Below are 16507 nucleotides of genomic sequence, written 5' to 3'. Positions count from 1 at the left end.
TGATGAAATCCTTTGTCATTAACGCTTGCGACGGGGCGGCGCGGGCCGCACCTTGGCGCAAGGCCATCACGGCGAGAATCGAAGGAGACGCATGAGCCGCAAGCCCGTTCCCGCCCATTCCGGCGAACGCAGCCGGGTGGACGTGCTGTTCGACAAGCCCCAGTTGCTTGCCCGATTGTTCGGCCAATATGACCAGAATCTGGTCGCGCTGGAAAACCGGCTTGGGGTCTATATCACGGCACGGGGCAATCGCATCGGACTGGAAGGAACCGCCGAGCAGGTGGCCGTCGCGCGCGATGTGCTGAACGAGCTTTACGCCCGCATCCAGCGTGGCGAGGAAGTGGATACCGGGCTGGTCGATGCCGCGATCGCGATGGCCGCCGAACCGACGCTTGACGGCATCATCTCGGCAGAGCGGACCGAATCGCCGCCGATCATGATCCGCACGCGCAAGAAAACGATCGTGCCGCGCACCGCCGCGCAGGCCCATTACATGCGCGAACTGACCACCAACGACATGATCTTCGCACTTGGGCCGGCGGGCACCGGCAAGACCTATATCGCGGTGGCGCAGGCGGTGGCGCAGCTCATCACCGGATCGGTGCAGCGGCTGATCCTGTCGCGCCCGGCGGTGGAGGCGGGCGAACGGCTCGGCTTCCTGCCCGGCGACATGAAGGAGAAGGTCGATCCCTATCTTCGCCCGCTTTACGATGCGCTCTACGATTGCCTGCCCGCCGAGCAGGTGGAGCGGCGCATCGCCTCGGGCGAGATCGAGATCGCGCCGATCGCGTTCATGCGCGGGCGGACGCTTTCCGATGCCTTCGTGATCCTGGACGAAGCGCAGAACACCACGCCGGCGCAGATGAAGATGTTCCTCACCCGTTTCGGCCAGAACAGCCGGATGGTGATCTGCGGCGATCCGAAGCAGACCGATCTTCCCGGTGGGGTGACGGCATCGGGGCTTGCGGATGCGACTTCCCGGCTGGAAGGGATCGAGGGCATTTCGCTTTGCCGCTTCACCGCCGCCGATGTGGTGCGCCATCCGATCGTCGGCCGGATCGTCGCGGCCTATGAGGGCGAGGATTCCGCGCCTATGGCGCAGCGATGATCGAGATCGAACTCAGCCGCGCGGCGCCGTGGCCCGAACGGGATTGGACGGTGCTTGCCGAAATGGCGGTGCGCGCGGCGGTGCGGCGGACGCCGTTTGGCGAATTGCTCACCACCGCGGCGCTGGTCGAGGTGAGCGTGCGGCTTGCCCCGGATGAGGAGGTGCGCACGCTCAACCGCCAGTATCGCGGCAAGGACAAGCCCACCAACGTGCTGTCCTTTCCGATGGTGCAACCCGATCTGATCGAAACAGTGAGCCAGAATACCGATGACGGCGAATTGCTGCTCGGCGATATCGTGCTGGCGCATGGCGTCTGCGCGCGCGAAGCGGTGGAGCGCGGCGTTACCTTCGATGCCCATGCCACGCATTTGATCGTGCATGGCACATTGCATCTGCTAGGTTATGACCACCTGACCGACGACGAGGGTGACGCGATGGAGGCGATCGAGCGCGATGCGCTCGCCGATCTCGGCATCGCGGACCCCTATTCCATCAACGAGGACTGACTTGCCCGAAGACCGAAGTAGCGCCGGAAACGGCGACCCCCATGAAAGCGGCATCTGGCGCGGCTTGCGCAACCTGATCTTCGGCGATCCGCAGGAAGATACGCTGCGCGACCAGCTCGAAGAAGCGATCGACCGACACGAGGACGATCCCGCCCCCGATGCCAAGGGCGATCTGACGCTGCTGGAGCGGCAGATGGTCCGCAATCTGCTCCATTTCGGCGAACGCGACGCGGGCGATGTCGGCGTGCCGCGCGCGGACATGATCGCGGTGGAGGAACAGACCCCGTTCGACGATCTCGTTCGCCTGTTCGCCGAAGCCGGGGTGACCCGCCTGCCGGTCTATCGCGAAAAACTCGATACGATCATCGGCATGATCCATATCAAGGATGTGTTCGCGATCCTTGCCGCCGAGGGGCCGCGCCCGCCCGCTATCGCCGAATTGATCCGCCAGCCGCTGTTCGTCCCCACATCGCGCGGCGCGCTCGATCTGCTCGCGGACATGCGGCAGACGCGGATGCATCTCGCGATCGTGCTCGATGAATATTCGGGCACCGAGGGCCTGGTGACGATCGAGGATCTGATCGAGGAAATCGTCGGCGAGATCGAGGACGAGCATGACGAGGCGCCCCAGGCGCAGCTCGTGCCGCTTGATGGCGGCGCGTGGGAGGCTGACGCGCGGGTCGAGCTTGAGGATATCGGCGCGGCTGTCGATCCCCGGCTGGGCCAGGCGGAGAGCGACGTTGACACGATTGGCGGCCTCACCGCGGTTCTGGCCGGCCATGTGCCCGAGCCCGGCGCCTGCATTTCCCACCCGAGCGGCTGGCGGATCGAGGTGATCGACGCGGACGAGCGTCGGGTGAACCGCGTGCGCCTCCACCCGCCACGCGCGACGCCGGAGGGCGCGGAACACTAACTCGCGATGCGCCCGCCATTTGCCGCGTAAAAGGCGGGTGGCGGGTGCCCCGCGCAGGAGGCCCCTTCCGTCCGCCGGTGAGCGCGCCTATCGTTACGCCATGCGCAAACATATTCTCATCGTTTTCGGCCTCTCCGTCTTGGCCGCGATCGCGATCATCACCTGGATCGCCTGGCCAGACACCGCACGCCTGGATATCGCCAGCGTCGAGGGCCGGCATCCCGATATCACCCCGCCGCGCGAACAGTGGATTCCCACGATGGAAGTGGCGAAGGCGGTGGGCTGGCCCAATGGCGCCACGCCGGTCGCCGCGCCGGGGCTGAGCGTTGCCGCTTATGCCACCGGGCTCGATCATCCGCGCTGGCTCTATCGCCTGCCCAACGGCGATATCCTTGTGGCGGAAAGCAATTCCCCACCGCGCGAGACTGGTGGGATCACCAACAAGGTGATGGGCTATCTGATGGGCCGCGCCGGCGCCGGCGTGCCATCCGCCAATCGCATCACCCTGCTGCGCGATGCGGACGGCGATGGCGTGCCGGAGGTGAAGACGGTGTTCATGACCGGGCTGAACTCGCCCTTCGGCATGGTGCTGTTCGACGGCCAGCTTTACATCGCCAACACCGATGCGCTCGTCCGCGTACCCTATACCGAGGGCATGACCAAGGTGACGGCGAAGCCCGAACTGGTCATCAAGCTGCAAGGCGGCGGGAATCACTGGGCGCGCAACGTGATCCCGGCGGAGGACGGCAGGACGCTCTATGTCTCGGTCGGTTCGTCATCGAACATCGCCGACAATGGCATGGCCGCAGAGCGTTATCGCGCGAACATCCTGCAGGTATGGCCCAAGGAGAAAACGTATCGCATCTATGCCGCGGGCTTGCGTAATCCCAACGGCATGGCGCTGGAGCCGCATACCCACCAGCTATGGACCGTGGTGAACGAGCGCGACCTGATCGGATCGGACCTCGCGCCGGATTATCTCACCGCGGTGGAGATGGGCGATCACTTCGGCTGGCCGTGGTATTATTGGGGCGGCTATCCCGACCGCCGCGTCGAGCCGGGCAACGCCCCGCTCCAGCAATATTCGAAGCGCCCCGATTACGCGCTCGGCCCGCATGTCGCGGCGCTGGGGCTGACCTTCGAGAATGATGCGAAGCTGGGCGCGAAATTTGCCAATGGCGCGTTCATCGGCGAACATGGCTCGTGGAACCGCAAGCCGTTGTCGGGCTACAAGGTGGTGTTCGTGCCGTTCGGCGATACCGGCTGGCCGGTGAAGGGCGCCAAGCCGATCGACGTGCTGACGGGCTTTCTCAACAAGGACGACCAGGCGCAGGGCCGCCCGGTCGGCGTAATCACCGACAAGACCGGCGCGCTGCTGGTGGCGGATGATGTCGGCAACCGCGTATGGCGGGTGAGCGCGCCGCAAGCGAAATGAACGACCGGCGGGCGGGCGGGCGAGAAACCCGCGCGCCCGCTATTCGAGCAGCTTCGGCGCCTCCCGCTCAAGCTTGGCACGGATGCGATCGGAGAACATCGCCAGGAATGCCGGCAGGGTGAAGGTGCAATGGACGTTGGCATCGCTCACGTCCATTTGCGCGGAAACGCGCTGGCCCAGCCCCTCCACCGTGAAATACAGCGTATCGCCATCCCAGCGATGATCGGTGATCGCCCCGCCCGGCACGAAATCGGCGAGCTTGCCGAAACCGTCGCCGATCCGCTGCTTCGCGGGCGCCGTACCCAGCCGGTGCGGCACATCCACCTCGATCGGCGCGGTCATGCTGTGCCCTCCGTGTCTCCGGTCGCGAACAGCATCGCGTCATCGGCAAACGCCTTGAACTCCAGCGCGTTGCCGGAAGGGTCGCGGAAAAACATCGTCGCCTGTTCGCCCGGCTGGCCGGCGAAGCGGACGTGCGGCGCGATGTCGAAGGCGACGCCGGCCTTCTCCACGCGTGCGGCGAGCGCGCGCCACGCCTCCATCGTCAGCACGATGCCGAAATGCGGCACCGGCACGTCATGCCCATCCACCGCATTGGCAAGCTCCGGCGGGCGCATCGCATCGTCGAGATGCGCGACGATCTGATGCCCGCCGAAATCGAAATCGACCCAGCGATCGCTCGACCGGCCTTCGCGGCAACCGAGAATATCGCCGTAGAACGCCCGCGCGGCGGCGAGATCGTGAACGGGAAAGGCGAGATGGAATGGTCGCAGTGTCATGGCCCGACCATATACCCGCCGCGATTATTCGCCACCCCAGGGCTTGAAGCGGCGCGGTGCCTCCCGCATGAACCGGGCGCGCGGGAATTGCGCATATGTGTCGCCGGGGCAGGCCCGGCACGACGAAGGACGAATGATGATCTCCCTCGCCCGGCGCCCTGCCCTCATTGCCTTGTTCCTCGGCGCGCTGGCGGCATGTGGCTTCGCGCCGCTGCAATGGTGGCCGCTGACGTTTGGCTCTTTCGCCGGATGGATGTGGCTGGTTCACCGCGCGCCGACGCTGAAGCGGGCGTTGTGGCTGGGCTGGGCCTTCGGGGTTGACCACTTCACGATCAACAATAACTGGTTCCAGCACGCCTTTGATTTTCAGGACAAGATGCCGCCGGTGCTGGGCTATGCAGCCCCGATCGCGCTGGCGCAGTATCTCGCCGTCTATCCGGCAATCGCGGGCGGGGCCGCATGGCTGCTACGCCGCCGGGAGAAGCCCGATGCCACCTATGTTCTTGGTTTCGGGGCGGCATGGATTTTGAGCGAATGGCTGAGGAGCGTGATGTTCACCGGCTATGCCTGGGATCCGATCGGGGTGATCTGGGTGCCGGTGCAGCCCGTGGCCGCGCTTGCCGCTTATGTCGGCACCTATGCGCTATCGGGGCTGACGATCGTGCTGGCCGGAGCACTATTGCTGCTGCCGCGGCGCCCGCTGCCGCTGATCGGCGCGGCTGCGATGCTGGCGCTGCTGCTGGCTGCGCAGGCGTTCAGCTATTTCCCGCGCGCCGGTTCGATCGCCGCCGCCGATGCGCCGCGCGTCGTGGTCGTCCAGCCCAATGTGTCGCAGGATCAGCGCGGCGACAGCGACGGCGAACTGATGCTGCGCAAGCTGTCCGCGCTTTCGGGCGGCCCCGGCGCGGCGCCACGCCTCGTGCTGTGGCCGGAAGGGGTGGTGCGCGATTTCATCGAGGATGGCTATCCGGCCTATGCCTATGGCTTCCAGCCAAGCCCCTATTACCTCCGCCACCGGATGGCAGCACTGCTCGGGCCGAACGACATGTTGCTGACCGGGGGCACCGCGCTCCAGTTCGACAGCAACGGCAATGTCGTCACCGCGACCAATTCGGTCTTCGCGATCGATCCGTCCGCGCGGATCACCGGGCGATACGACAAGGCGCATCTGGTGCCTTATGGCGAATATCTGCCGATGCCCTGGCTGCTGAAGCCGCTCGGCCTCGCGCGGCTGGTGCCGGGCGACATGGATTTCGCCGACGGGCCGGGACCGCGTGACCTCACCCTCCCCGGCTTTGGCGCGATCGGGGTGCAGATTTGTTATGAGATCATCTTCTCCGGCGAGGTGATCGACCGCGCGCACCGTCCGCGGCTGTTGTTCAATCCTTCGAACGACGCATGGTTCGGCAAATGGGGGCCGCCGCAGCATCTGGCACAGGCGCGGATGCGCGCGATCGAGGAAGGACTGCCGGTGATCCGCGCGACCCCCAACGGCATATCGGCGGTGATCGCCGCCGATGGCCGGCTCGTCGCCACGGTGCCGCACGAAAAGGCGGGGGCGATCGACGTACCGATCCCGCCCCCCGCCGCGCCGACGCCGTTTTCGCGGATCGGCAACTGGGCGGCGCTGGCGATCGCGCTGTTGCTGGCGAGCGGCGCGGTTGCGTTCCGGCGGCTGCGGCGCTAGGGCGATATAAAGCTATCTTTATATCGTTAAACCATTCGGAGCGATCATGCGTAAGTCGTTCATCTTCACCAGTGAATCAGTCAGCGAAGGGCATCCGGACAAGGTTGCCGACCAGATTTCGGATTCGATCGTCGATCTGTTTCTGTCGAAAGACCCGGAGGCGCGCGTCGCCTGCGAAACGCTGACCACCACGAACAAGGTGGTGCTCGCCGGTGAAATCCGCGGGCGCGGGATCATGGACACCGCGGGCAATTGGGCGCCCGGCATCGAGGCGGAGATCGAGCAGGCGGCGCGCGAGACGGTGAAGCGCATCGGCTACGAACAATCCGGCTTCCACTGGAAAACCTTCGATTTCTCGAACAACCTGCACCCGCAATCGGCGCATATCGCCATGGGTGTGGACGAAAGCGGCAACAAGGACGAGGGCGCCGGCGATCAGGGCATCATGTTCGGCTATGCCACCGACGAGACGCCGGGCCTGATGCCCGCCACGCTTTATTACAGCCACAAGATCCTCGAACGGATGGCGGAGGACCGCCATTCCGGCAAGGCGCCTTTCCTTGAACCGGATGCCAAGAGCCAGGTGACGCTCCAGTATGAAAACGAACTGCCGGTGCGCGCCACCGCGCTGGTCGTTTCCACGCAGCATTCCGCCGATCTGTCGAACGACGCCGGCCAGGCACGGCTGCGCGATTACGTAAAGGGCGTGTTCGCCGATGTGCTGCCCAAGGGCTGGTTGCCGGCGGAGGACAAGATCTACGTCAACCCCACCGGCCTGTTCGAGATCGGCGGCCCGGACGGAGACGCGGGCGTCACCGGGCGCAAGATCATCGTCGACACCTATGGCGGCGCGGCGCCGCACGGCGGCGGTGCGTTCAGCGGCAAGGATCCCACCAAGGTCGATCGTTCGGCGGCCTATGTCGCGCGCTATCTGGCGAAGAACGTCGTCGCGGCGGGGCTTGCGCGGCGCGTGACGATCCAGCTTTCCTATGCGATCGGGATAGCCGAGCCGCTGTCGGTCTATGTCGATACGCACGGCACCGGCACCGTATCGGAAGCGAAGCTGGAGGAGGTGCTGCCCAAGCTCGTCCGCCTGACGCCCAAGGGCATCCGCGAACACCTGAAGCTCAACGCGCCGATCTATTCGAAGACCGCCGCTTACGGCCATTTCGGGCGTGACAGCGACGGCACGCACTTCACCTGGGAAGCCACCGATCTGGTCGACAAGCTGAAGGCCGCCGTCGCCGCGTGATGCGTGATCGTGGGCGCCCTTCCCGTTCGCGGGGCACGGCGCCCACCGATTTTCAGAGCAGCGCGGCGGTATAGGCGCCGAAGGCTTCGCGCAGCACGGTGCGCGTGCCTTGCGTCACCTCGATGCCGCCGCCGGGATGCCCCGGCTCCACCGACACCATCACGCGATAGACGAAGCCGCGATTGGCGAATTCATAGACGCGCCGGCCATTGCTCTGATCGACCAGCCGCCCGCCGTCGATCGCCAGCGACGGGCGATTATCCTGCCCGCCCCATGGCTGGGCCACCTCGGGCAATTCCGAATCGAAATTGTAGCTGGTATAACGATAGCCGTTGCGATCGGTCCGTACGATCTGGATCGAGCGGCGCCCGGTCACACCCAGCACCCGCGTCTGCGCCGCGAACCGGCAATTGGTTATCTCACCCCCATAAGTGATCGAGACGACGGCGGGGGTGGTCGCCCCGGCCTCCACCATGCCGGGGTTGATCGCGTGGACATTGCCAACCTCGCGCCCGGCGAGGTTGAACAGCGGATAGTGAATCTGCCCCGCCCCCGGATCGCCCGCCCCCAGCCGCACCGCGACGCGATGCGCGCTCAACCCCGGCTTGGCGAAACTGAACAGGTCCATCAGGTGCTCACGCCCCGGCGCGCCGAGCACCAGCACGCGATCACGGTTGGTCGCATCGCAGATGAGCGGCACGTTGGCCCAATGGCCGTCGCGCTTCAGGAAGGAGATCGACTTCGCCGAATCCAGTTGCGCATCGCCCGCGACCGGGGCCACCACCAGCGGAAGCGCCAACGCCCAAGCCCAACGCATCGTCTTCTCCTCAATCCTTCGCCAGCGTGCGGTGTATGCGCGCCTAAATGAACGCGGCATTGCCCTTCTGGCGACACGCGATTAGTCGCGCCCGATCATGAACGATCCCACGACCATTCGCCGCCTCTATGGCCGGCGCCAGGGCCATGCGCTCCGCGCGGGACAAGCGGCGCTTGTCGAAGACCTGCTGCCGCACGTTTCGGTGCCCGAAACCGGGGCGCTCACGGCTGAAACGCTGTTCGGCGACGATCGCCCGCTGCAGGTCGAAATCGGCTTTGGCGCGGGCGAGCATCTCGCCGGGCAGGCAAGTGCCGCCCCGGACACCGGGTTCATCGGCTGCGAGCCGTTTCTGAACGGCGTGGTCGGCGCGCTCGGCCATATCCGCGATAAGTCGCTGAGCAATGTGCGCCTCCACATGGGCGACGCGCTGGAGGTGGTGGAACGGCTGCCCGACGCGAGCCTGACGCGGGTTTATCTGCTCCACCCCGATCCGTGGCCCAAGGCGCGCCATGCCAAGCGCCGGATGGTCAACCACGGCCCGCTCGATCTGATCGCGGCGAAGCTCAAGCCCGGCTGCGAATTCCGCCTCGGCACCGATGATCCGACATATTGCCGCTGGGCGATGATGATTATGGGGCAGCGCCACGATTTCGAATGGACCGCGCGAACGCCGCAGGATTTCCTCACCCGCCCCGCCGACTGGCCGGAGACGCGCTACGAGCGCAAGGCGCGCCGGCAGGGGCATGAAGTATGGTATTTCACCTACAGACGTATTTAAGCGTATAGTGCGCCACCGGGGATTTCGTCTGCTGTTCGAGCGAAGCGGCATCCGCGAGGCGTTTCGGTCGAGTTGTTCGCCCAACGCATTCAGCGAGGCATGGGCAAGCACTTGCCCCCGGATCGTCGAGTTGACGGAAGTTCCCTATTGCAGGTGGTCGCACCGCGATCGGCAACGCCACGTTATCGGAGCAGGCCGCGAACGATGATTTCCGCCGCCTCTTTCGCATTGCCGATTGCGCTGCGCGGGGTGTCATTCAGCGAGACATCCGCCGCATTCATCAATGGACCCAGCGCGATCAGCGCGCCGGCGCCATGGGCGAGGAGGGTGAAGGGCACCGCCGCATGAACCTCCCTGAATATCCCCGCTTCCTGCCCCTCGCGCAGCAGGGTTTGCAGAGGCCAGATGCGGCGATGGAAGAATTTCGCCGCGATATGCTCCAGCCGGTCGCTTCGGGCCGTGCCCTCGACGTTCATGAGGCGAACGAGCGCGGGCACCTCCATTAAACCTTCGAGGAAGTTGCAGCAGGCATCACGCAGGCGCTGCACGATATCGGGATTTTCGTGTTCAGGAGACGGAAGGCGCGACATGCTCGCGTGGAGCGTTTCCATGCCGAAATCGACCGCCGCCTCCCATAAGGCGCGCTTCGATCCGAACTTCGCGTTGAGCAGCCCGTGGCTCACGTTCAGCGTCCGCGCGACTTCGCGTACCGACGTGCCCTCGAAGCCATGCTCGGCGAATGCATCCAGCGCAGCGCGCAGGCATTCGGCCTCGTCGACTGCCCTGTCCGCATCCAACGATGGCCGTCCCCGGCTTCTTTTCGTGGCGCGTGCTGGTTCCTGCATATCCCCCCTTACCATCCGCGACCGAACAGGCAAAAATTAATTAGACATGTGACTATTAAATGCTTAGCCCGCTCACCATAAACGCAGGAGAGAATGGTGGCGGCGACCAACGAACAACTCATCGAACGCGCCAGGGCGCTGAAACCGATCATCGCGGAACGCGCGCCGGCGACCGAATCCGCCCGCCGCCCGCTCGATGAAACGATCGAGGATCTGATCGAGGCGGAGATCATGGCGATGCTCGCGCCGCGCCGATGGGGCGGGCTGGAATCCGATCTTCCCACCATGTTCGCGGTCGTCGAACAGATCAGTTCCGCCTGCATTTCAACAGGGTGGATCAGTTCCTTCTACATCAATCACAACGTCTATCCAGCAAAGCTGGATATCCGGTTGCAGCAGGAAGTGTACGGCCCGCGCGGCTTCTGCCTGATGCCAGGCGCCAATGCGCCGACGATGAGCGCGCACCGGGTCGATGGCGGCTGGGAACTCTCTGGCCGCGCTTCGTGGGGATCGGGGATCATGAATGCCGACTGGGCCTTCGTGAGCGGGCGGACGGAGGAAGGGCCATATTCCTTCATGCTCCCGGCCAGCGACGTTTCGGTGGGCGACGTATGGCATTTCGCCGGCATGGCGGGGACAGGCAGCAACGACATTGTCGTGGATAAGGTGTTCGTCCCCGAATATCGCGCGATCAACGGGATCGCGTTCGGCGGCGGGCGCACCGAGGGCTCCGCGCAGCATGAGAACCCGCTTTACTCAGTGCCGGTCCTGCCGCTGGCCTATTGCACCGTCGTCGGCGTGCTGTCTGGCGGCCTGCTCGGCGCGGTCGATGCATATGAAGCGATCGTCGCACGCCGCGTGCGCAACTATACCGGGGCCGTAGTGAAGGATCAGCAACATGCGCACGTCATGCTCGGTGAATTTCGCATCGCCGCTGACATCGCGCACAGCCTTGCCGCCCAGGTGATCGACACCACCACAAAGATCATCGGCACCCGGCCATTCACGCTTGACGACCGGCTGGCGCTCAAGGCGAAACTGGCTTTCCTGTCGCGCCATTGCCGCGATACGGTGAACGCGGTGATGGCGAGTGCTGGCGCCTCATCCTTCCACCTCGATCAGCCGCTGCAACGCTTCTGGCGCGATCTGAACACGGTCTGCTCCCACGCCTTCTGGGATTGGGACGCGACGCGCGAACTGGTCGGGCGGCACCGGCTTGGCCTCCAGCCCAATCATCCGCTCGTCTGACGAAGGGCGCGCCCTGAATATCGGAGAAACTATTGCCGGCCGATCGCTTGCGACAGTTTCTCCCCCATCATGATCGGCTCAGGCGCGGAGCTTTGCCGCCGTCCGCGCCACCCGCGCGCCGAGATAAGCCGCCCCGGCGAGATCGTTCTCGTCGGGCTGGCGCGCGCCGGTCGATCCGGCCAGCGTCGTCGCCCCATAAGGCGCGCCGCCCCGGATCGTATCGTCGCCCATCTGCCCGGCGAAACCGTAATCCAGCCCGACGATCGTCATGCCGAAGTGCAGCATGTTGGTGATGAGCGAGAACAAAGTGGTTTCCTGCCCGCCGTGCTGACTCCCGGCGGACGTGAATGCCGCGCCGACCTTGCCGATCAACGCGCCCGTTGCCCAGAGCCGTCCGGCTTGATCGAGGAAGGCGGCCATCTGTGAGGATATCCGGCCAAATCGCGTTCCCGTCCCAATGATGATGGCGTCATAGGCAACCAGATCATCAATCCGCGCGATTTCGGCCGCCTGATCGAGCTTGTAGAAGCTCGCCCGCGCCACTTCCTCCGCAACGGTTTCGGGCGCGCGTTTGATATCCACTTCGGCCCCCGCCTCGCGCGCGCCCTTCGCCACCGCCTGCGCCATCTGTTGGATGTGGCCGTAACTCGAATAATATAGCACCAGAACCTTGGTCATTTCCCCTCCCCAGTTGGATTGCGTCGTTCAAGCCAGCGACTGGCCTTCATCCACGATGATCGCATTTCCGGTGATCGACGCGCTCGCCTCGGAAAGCAGGAACAGAATTGCCGGGTCGAGCTTCTCGACCGGCATGAAATCCTTGTTCGGCCAGCGCGCCATATCGGCCTTGCCGCCGGGCGTTTCGAACCAATCGTCGATGATCTCGGTGGGCATGAAGCCTGGGCAGATCGTGTTCACGGTGATGCCGCGCCTGGCCCATTCCAGCGCCAGGGTTTTGGCCATGAGGATGACGCCCGCCTTCGTCGCGCCATAAACAGCCGCACCGGCCAGCGGCTTGGTGCCGAGGATCGACGCGACGAATATTACGCGTCGCCTGGTTGCGGCGATATCGTTTGCGATGATTCGGCGCGCGCCTTCCTGCGCGGTCAGAAAAGCTCCCCGCAGGTTGACGGACAGGATCGCGTCGAGGCTCTCCGCCGAAAGCTTGATCGCCGGCCCCGCATGGTTGATCCCCGCGTTGCAGATCACGCTGTCGATCGGACCGAGCCGCTCCTCGGCGACCGCAAAGGCGCCGACGATGGATTGATGATCGGTAACGTCGCACGGCACCGCGCACGCGCTCCCGCCTTGAGCCATGATCTGCGTGACAAGATCATGGAGCTTGTCGACCCGGCGGGCGCAGCACGCCACCGCCGCACCGCGCTGCGCCAGCATCAGCGCAAGATGCTTGCCGACGCCGGACGACGCGCCGGTTATCAATATGACGCGCCCCGCCAGTTCTTTTTCATTACCGTTCATGCTGTTACCCGTGCATTGCGTTGATGCGCTTGTGAGCCGCTGCGTCTCCCTCGGGCGCCGCTGAGCTGTCCATTGTTGAAAGTGGAACCGAGCCTTCGCTCCGCGTGTCGGGTCGATCATCGCCCGACGAATGACGAGGCGCGCCGCTCCTTGAACGCGGCGACGCCCTCCCGGAAATCGCGGGTCTGGCCGAGCAGCACCTGGTTCCGATCCTCAAGCGCCACCGCGGCCTCCAGGCTCGGCGCATCGAGGTTTGCGTTGAAGCATTGCTTGGTCAGCCGCAGCCCCATCGGCGCGGTGGCCAGCATCGCCTCGACCAGTTCCTGCGCGCTTTCCTCAAGCTGTTCGGGCGGAACGAGGCGCGAGATCAGCCCCAGCGCGAAGGCGCGATCGGCAGGCAGATCGAGCCCGGTGAACAGGATTTCGGCCGCCGCCGACGCGCCGATCAGGCGCGGCAGAAGATAGCTCGCGCCAACGTCGCAGCCCCCCAGCCCGATCTTGATGAACGCCGCGTTCATGCGGGTGCCGATCGCCGCGATGCGGATGTCGGACGCCAAAGCGAGGACGAAGCCGCCCCCCACCGAAGCGCCGTGCATCATCGCCACGATCGGCTGCGGGCAGCGCCGCATGGCGATCATGATATCCCGAATGTTGCGCTGCACATCGAGAGCCGCCGGAATGCCGTCCTCGGCAAAGCTGCGGCACTGTTCGCTGTCGAGGTCGAGCCCGGCACAGAAGCCGCGCCCTTCACCGCGCAGAACGATCACCCTGCAATCGGAATTGCGATATTGGCGTTCGAAATATTCGCGCAGTTCGGTGGTGAGTTGATCGTCCAGCGCATTCAGCCGATCGGGCCGGTTGAGCGTGATCCAGTCGACCGGCCCACGGCTTTCGATCGTCAACACTTCGGCCATCGCGCAATCCCTCTCATTGGGAACAGGGGTGAGGATCGGGCGGCGGATGGACGGCATCCCGTCGACAGGGCGCGTGCGGGGATGACCCGCCCTCCCCGCTCCATGGGTGACCAAGGGTAGGAGCCGCCGCCCGGCACATCCATTCGCTTTCCGCGAATTCAGGTTTGCCGGCCCGCCTTTCCGTGCCTCTAGACCGCATTGTGCCAAGTGGAAAGTCTGGTTATCCGCGTCGCGGGGTAGGGATCTCGTTCCCGGTTCCTTCAGGATCGGTAAGACGCCTTATGAGTTCGCCACGGAATGCAGGTTTGCGCAGGCCCACCAATCTCCTGAACGGGATTGATCTCCTGACCTTGCGCATCCTGCTGGCAGCGCGCGAAGAAGGAAATCTGGCGCGCGTCGCCGAGCGTGAGAACATCGCCATTTCCGCGGTCAGCCGCAGGATCGCGGACTTTGAGCAGCGTTACGGATTTGCGGTTTTCAACCGGCACGATCGCGGTGTTTCCGCAACCCCTGACGGAACGCAATTTCTCGATCGGCTGATGGGGATCATCGGCCAGTTGGAACAGGTTGCCGGTGAACTGATCGACCGGCGCGATGGCGTGGCCGGCGTGATCCGGATTCAGGCGCACATATCTTCGATGATGGCGGGGCTTCCCGCGAAGCTGGCCGATTTTCTGCGCGCCAACCCTTCGATCGACATCATCCTCGAAGAAGGCAAGAGCATCGAGATCATCCACGATATCCAGGCTGGCCTGTGCGATGTCGGCCTGATTTCGGGCACCATGGATGTGCGCAGCCTGGAATCCTTGCCCCTTGCCGGGGACGAACTGGTCGCGATCCTGCCGCCGGGCTCGCCCCTTGCCGCGCGCGCAGAGCTATCGCTGGCGGAGATGCTGGATGAGCCATTTGTCGGGATGCAGCACGACAGCGCCTTGCTGACGCTCTATCGCTCTCATGCGATCGCGCTGAATCGCATGATGCTGGAGCGCGTCCACGCCACGAGCTTCGAAAGCGTCCGTGCCTGTGTCGCGGCGGGCCTGGGCGTGTCGATATTGCCGGCGACCGCGGTGCTGCCCTTCGCCGAACAGCAAAACCTTGTGGTTCGCCCGCTGACCGACAGTTGGGCGAAACGACCGCTGCAATTGTGCTTCCGGTCAAAGGGCCAGATATCAGCGGCGGCGCGCCTGCTTATCAAGCACCTGACGGAATAGAGCCGAATCCGGCGTGGCCGAATTCGGCTCCGGCCGGCCCGATCAGGCGTGGGGATGCGGCGGCGTCGTCTCGCTGAAGCGCGCCTTGAATACATCGTCGGGGATCGCAAGCGTCGCCTTGTAACGATCCACCGGGCCGCTCGTATGCGGCTTGGCCGGATCGTAAGGCGGCTGCGGAAGCGATCCGTTTTCCCCGGCATATTTTTCCGGCCTGGTATAGCGCGCGAGTTCCTCCGCGCTGATGCCGGCAAGCGCGACGACCTCTGGGTCGATCCACGTCCGGTCGAGATCGAGCGGCGCCGATGCGCCGTCCGACGTGGCGATCTCCAGCGTCAGATTTTCCGGGCCGGCGAAATACATGGATTGGCAAATCCCGTGATCGAGCGGGCCGATCACATTCACCCCACGCGAACGAATCCGGTCACGCATGTTGAGCAGGTCCGCCATGGTCGCCACGTTCAGCGCGAGATGCTGCATGGTGCCCGGCGCGGAGGCCCCGGCACCATGGCCGGCGTGGGTGACCCCGATCTGCGGCGCAAGATTCTCGTTGCCCGGCGCGAACACGAAAGCGACGCAACTGTCGTCGATCATTCGCATGAAGCCGTGCCAGCATCCCTTTGCGCCGTGCATCCAGTAGAGGGCGACCAGTTCCATCCCCAGAACATCGGAAAAAAACTCGATCTGCGCCTTCATGTTGCTGGTGGAGATCGCGACGTGGTGCAGTCCGGCAGGTTGGGTCATCTGAGGTTCCTTCGGAATAGGCGGCCTGGCTTCGGCGTGGTGAACGTCGATGCGCTCGGCAATCATGGCACACTTTCCATTCGGAAAGTTAGGCGCTTTCCGCCCGGTAAGTCAAATGCGATTATGGCCCCTCCGCGGTGGTTGTGGCAGGACACGCCGATGAACTCACGCAATACCGACGACAACCGCACGCGCGTCCTTATGGCGGCGCAGGAGGCGTTTTCGACGAAAGGCTTCGAAGGGGTCAGCCTGCGCGAGATCGCCAGCAACGCGAACGTCATGCATCAGCTTGTGGTCTATCATTTCAAGACCAAGGATGGGCTGTGGCGCGCGGTCATGGAATTCCTGCTCGCCCAGTTGCGGGATTATCGGACGCGCAGCGGCGATTTGAAGCACCTTCCGCCCGGCGCGGCGCTTCGCCTGGGGGTTCGCTCGTTTGTTCAGTTCACCGCGCATTGTCCGCAATTTCACCGAATCTGGTCTCTCGAAGCGCAATCCGATAGCCCGCGCTCACGCTGGCTGATCGAAACCTATGTGAAGCCGCAGTTCGAATCCTCGATCCGGCTCATCCGCGCCGCGCAACAGGCGGGTTCGGCGCGATCGGGCGATCCGGCACGGCTGCACTACGGGTTCATCGGGCTGGTGACGACGACGTTCGTATTCTCACGAGAGGTCAGGGATGTCGCGGGGATTGATCCCTTCCTGCCCGAGGAAATCGACGCTGTTGACCGTCTGGCCGCCGATTTTTTCGGTCTGACGCCGGGCACTGAGCGGGCGGCGGGATAGGCCTCGCG

18 protein-coding genes are annotated in these 16507 nt (G+C 64.6%); 10 read left to right on the top strand and 8 right to left on the bottom strand.

What is annotated here, in order from left to right:
* Positions 1–91: 91 nt before the first annotated feature.
* The 4 genes from Q0316_RS14865 to Q0316_RS14850 all read left to right on the top strand — a co-directional run bounded on the left by Q0316_RS14865 (position 92) and on the right by Q0316_RS14850 (position 3962).
* Positions 92–1108 carry a PhoH family protein gene (locus Q0316_RS14865; protein ID WP_298673893.1) on the top strand — a complete coding sequence of 339 codons (1017 nt, stop codon included), beginning with the start codon at positions 92–94 and terminating at the stop codon, positions 1106–1108.
* Complete coding sequence (gene ybeY, locus Q0316_RS14860) at positions 1105–1614, top strand: rRNA maturation RNase YbeY (protein WP_298673890.1); 510 nt, start codon at positions 1105–1107, stop codon at positions 1612–1614. The genes Q0316_RS14865 and ybeY overlap by 4 nt, the downstream gene beginning before the upstream one ends.
* Position 1615: 1 nt before the next feature.
* On the top strand, positions 1616–2527 hold the full coding sequence (locus Q0316_RS14855; protein ID WP_298673888.1) for a hemolysin family protein: 912 nt from the start codon (positions 1616–1618) through the stop codon (positions 2525–2527).
* Between the two features lie 100 nt (positions 2528–2627).
* A complete protein-coding gene (locus Q0316_RS14850) occupies positions 2628–3962 on the top strand; it encodes a sorbosone dehydrogenase family protein (protein ID WP_298673886.1) in 1335 nt (444 codons plus the stop codon).
* Between the two features lie 39 nt (positions 3963–4001).
* On the opposite strand, the gene Q0316_RS14845 is transcribed toward Q0316_RS14850, so the two are convergent.
* Positions 4002–4304, bottom strand: a complete 303-nt coding sequence (locus Q0316_RS14845; RefSeq protein WP_298673884.1) for a polyhydroxyalkanoic acid system family protein — start codon at positions 4302–4304, stop codon at positions 4002–4004.
* Complete coding sequence (locus Q0316_RS14840) at positions 4301–4741, bottom strand: VOC family protein (RefSeq protein WP_298673881.1); 441 nt, start codon at positions 4739–4741, stop codon at positions 4301–4303. Before Q0316_RS14840 ends, Q0316_RS14845 begins: the two co-directional genes overlap by 4 nt.
* Positions 4742–4874: 133 nt before the next feature.
* Here Q0316_RS14840 and lnt point away from each other — a divergent pair, with 133 nt between their 5' ends.
* Both lnt and metK read left to right on the top strand, forming a co-directional pair.
* A complete protein-coding gene (gene lnt, locus Q0316_RS14835; RefSeq protein WP_298673879.1) occupies positions 4875–6428 on the top strand; it encodes an apolipoprotein N-acyltransferase in 1554 nt (517 codons plus the stop codon).
* Between the two features lie 46 nt (positions 6429–6474).
* The gene (gene metK / locus Q0316_RS14830; protein WP_298673875.1) at positions 6475–7680 is read left to right on the top strand and encodes a methionine adenosyltransferase; all 1206 of its coding nucleotides are present in this window, start codon (positions 6475–6477) and stop codon (positions 7678–7680) included.
* 52 nt (positions 7681–7732) lie between these two features.
* Here the strand turns inward: metK and Q0316_RS14825 are convergent, their stop codons facing one another.
* The gene (locus Q0316_RS14825) at positions 7733–8497 is read right to left on the bottom strand and encodes a hypothetical protein (protein ID WP_298673871.1); all 765 of its coding nucleotides are present in this window, start codon (positions 8495–8497) and stop codon (positions 7733–7735) included.
* A 97-nt stretch (positions 8498–8594) separates the two neighbouring features.
* Here Q0316_RS14825 and trmB point away from each other — a divergent pair, with 97 nt between their 5' ends.
* Positions 8595–9275 carry a tRNA (guanosine(46)-N7)-methyltransferase TrmB gene (gene trmB / locus Q0316_RS14820; RefSeq protein WP_298673869.1) on the top strand — a complete coding sequence of 227 codons (681 nt, stop codon included), beginning with the start codon at positions 8595–8597 and terminating at the stop codon, positions 9273–9275.
* A 182-nt stretch (positions 9276–9457) separates the two neighbouring features.
* Here trmB and Q0316_RS14815 read toward each other — a convergent pair whose 3' ends face one another.
* Entirely contained in the window at positions 9458–10072 is a 615-nt protein-coding gene (locus tag Q0316_RS14815) for a TetR/AcrR family transcriptional regulator (RefSeq protein WP_298673868.1), read from the bottom strand.
* A 144-nt stretch (positions 10073–10216) separates the two neighbouring features.
* Between Q0316_RS14815 and Q0316_RS14810 the strand changes: the two genes are divergently transcribed.
* Positions 10217–11368, top strand: coding sequence for an acyl-CoA dehydrogenase family protein (locus Q0316_RS14810; RefSeq protein ID WP_298673866.1), 1152 nt, complete (start codon positions 10217–10219; stop codon positions 11366–11368).
* 78 nt (positions 11369–11446) lie between these two features.
* Here Q0316_RS14810 and wrbA read toward each other — a convergent pair whose 3' ends face one another.
* From wrbA to Q0316_RS14795, 3 genes are all read right to left on the bottom strand, one after another.
* Positions 11447–12046, bottom strand: coding sequence for an NAD(P)H:quinone oxidoreductase (gene wrbA / locus Q0316_RS14805; protein ID WP_298673864.1), 600 nt, complete (start codon positions 12044–12046; stop codon positions 11447–11449).
* A gap of 27 nt (positions 12047–12073) precedes the next feature.
* The gene (locus Q0316_RS14800; protein WP_298673862.1) at positions 12074–12847 is read right to left on the bottom strand and encodes an SDR family NAD(P)-dependent oxidoreductase; all 774 of its coding nucleotides are present in this window, start codon (positions 12845–12847) and stop codon (positions 12074–12076) included.
* 116 nt (positions 12848–12963) lie between these two features.
* On the bottom strand, positions 12964–13761 hold the full coding sequence (locus tag Q0316_RS14795) for an enoyl-CoA hydratase-related protein (protein ID WP_298673860.1): 798 nt from the start codon (positions 13759–13761) through the stop codon (positions 12964–12966).
* Positions 13762–14066: 305 nt separating this feature from the next.
* On the opposite strand from Q0316_RS14795, the gene Q0316_RS14790 reads away from it, so the two are divergent.
* Positions 14067–14972: a LysR family transcriptional regulator gene (locus tag Q0316_RS14790; RefSeq protein ID WP_298673858.1), complete on the top strand. Its 906-nt coding sequence runs from the start codon at positions 14067–14069 to the stop codon at positions 14970–14972.
* A 42-nt stretch (positions 14973–15014) separates the two neighbouring features.
* On the opposite strand, the gene Q0316_RS14785 is transcribed toward Q0316_RS14790, so the two are convergent.
* The gene (locus Q0316_RS14785) at positions 15015–15713 is read right to left on the bottom strand and encodes a VOC family protein (RefSeq protein ID WP_298673855.1); all 699 of its coding nucleotides are present in this window, start codon (positions 15711–15713) and stop codon (positions 15015–15017) included.
* Between Q0316_RS14785 and Q0316_RS14780 the strand changes: the two genes are divergently transcribed.
* Positions 15687–16499, top strand: a complete 813-nt coding sequence (locus tag Q0316_RS14780) for a TetR/AcrR family transcriptional regulator (protein WP_298673854.1) — start codon at positions 15687–15689, stop codon at positions 16497–16499. The genes Q0316_RS14785 and Q0316_RS14780 overlap by 27 nt on opposite strands.
* The last annotated feature ends 8 nt before the right edge of the window (positions 16500–16507 follow it).

This window comes from uncultured Sphingomonas sp. (genome assembly GCF_937871615.1).
Taxonomy (GTDB): Bacteria; Pseudomonadota; Alphaproteobacteria; order Sphingomonadales; family Sphingomonadaceae; genus Sphingomonas.
This window is presented reverse-complemented; position numbering and strand designations above follow the sequence as displayed.

What these genes read in the sequence shown, in the direction of transcription:
- Q0316_RS14865 (WP_298673893.1), top strand. Translation starts at nt 92, where the DNA reads ATGAGCCGCAAGCCCGTTCCCGCCCATTCCGGCGAACGCAGCCGGGTG.
- ybeY (WP_298673890.1), top strand. Translation starts at nt 1,105, where the DNA reads ATGATCGAGATCGAACTCAGCCGCGCGGCGCCGTGGCCCGAACGGGAT.
- Q0316_RS14850 (WP_298673886.1), top strand. Translation starts at nt 2,628, where the DNA reads ATGCGCAAACATATTCTCATCGTTTTCGGCCTCTCCGTCTTGGCCGCG.
- Q0316_RS14845 (WP_298673884.1), bottom strand. Translation starts at nt 4,304, where the DNA reads ATGACCGCGCCGATCGAGGTGGATGTGCCGCACCGGCTGGGTACGGCG.
- Q0316_RS14840 (WP_298673881.1), bottom strand. Translation starts at nt 4,741, where the DNA reads ATGACACTGCGACCATTCCATCTCGCCTTTCCCGTTCACGATCTCGCC.
- lnt (WP_298673879.1), top strand. Translation starts at nt 4,875, where the DNA reads ATGATGATCTCCCTCGCCCGGCGCCCTGCCCTCATTGCCTTGTTCCTC.
- metK (WP_298673875.1), top strand. Translation starts at nt 6,475, where the DNA reads ATGCGTAAGTCGTTCATCTTCACCAGTGAATCAGTCAGCGAAGGGCAT.
- Q0316_RS14825 (WP_298673871.1), bottom strand. Translation starts at nt 8,497, where the DNA reads ATGCGTTGGGCTTGGGCGTTGGCGCTTCCGCTGGTGGTGGCCCCGGTC.
- trmB (WP_298673869.1), top strand. Translation starts at nt 8,595, where the DNA reads ATGAACGATCCCACGACCATTCGCCGCCTCTATGGCCGGCGCCAGGGC.
- wrbA (WP_298673864.1), bottom strand. Translation starts at nt 12,046, where the DNA reads ATGACCAAGGTTCTGGTGCTATATTATTCGAGTTACGGCCACATCCAA.
- Q0316_RS14800 (WP_298673862.1), bottom strand. Translation starts at nt 12,847, where the DNA reads ATGAACGGTAATGAAAAAGAACTGGCGGGGCGCGTCATATTGATAACC.
- Q0316_RS14795 (WP_298673860.1), bottom strand. Translation starts at nt 13,761, where the DNA reads ATGGCCGAAGTGTTGACGATCGAAAGCCGTGGGCCGGTCGACTGGATC.
- Q0316_RS14785 (WP_298673855.1), bottom strand. Translation starts at nt 15,713, where the DNA reads ATGACCCAACCTGCCGGACTGCACCACGTCGCGATCTCCACCAGCAAC.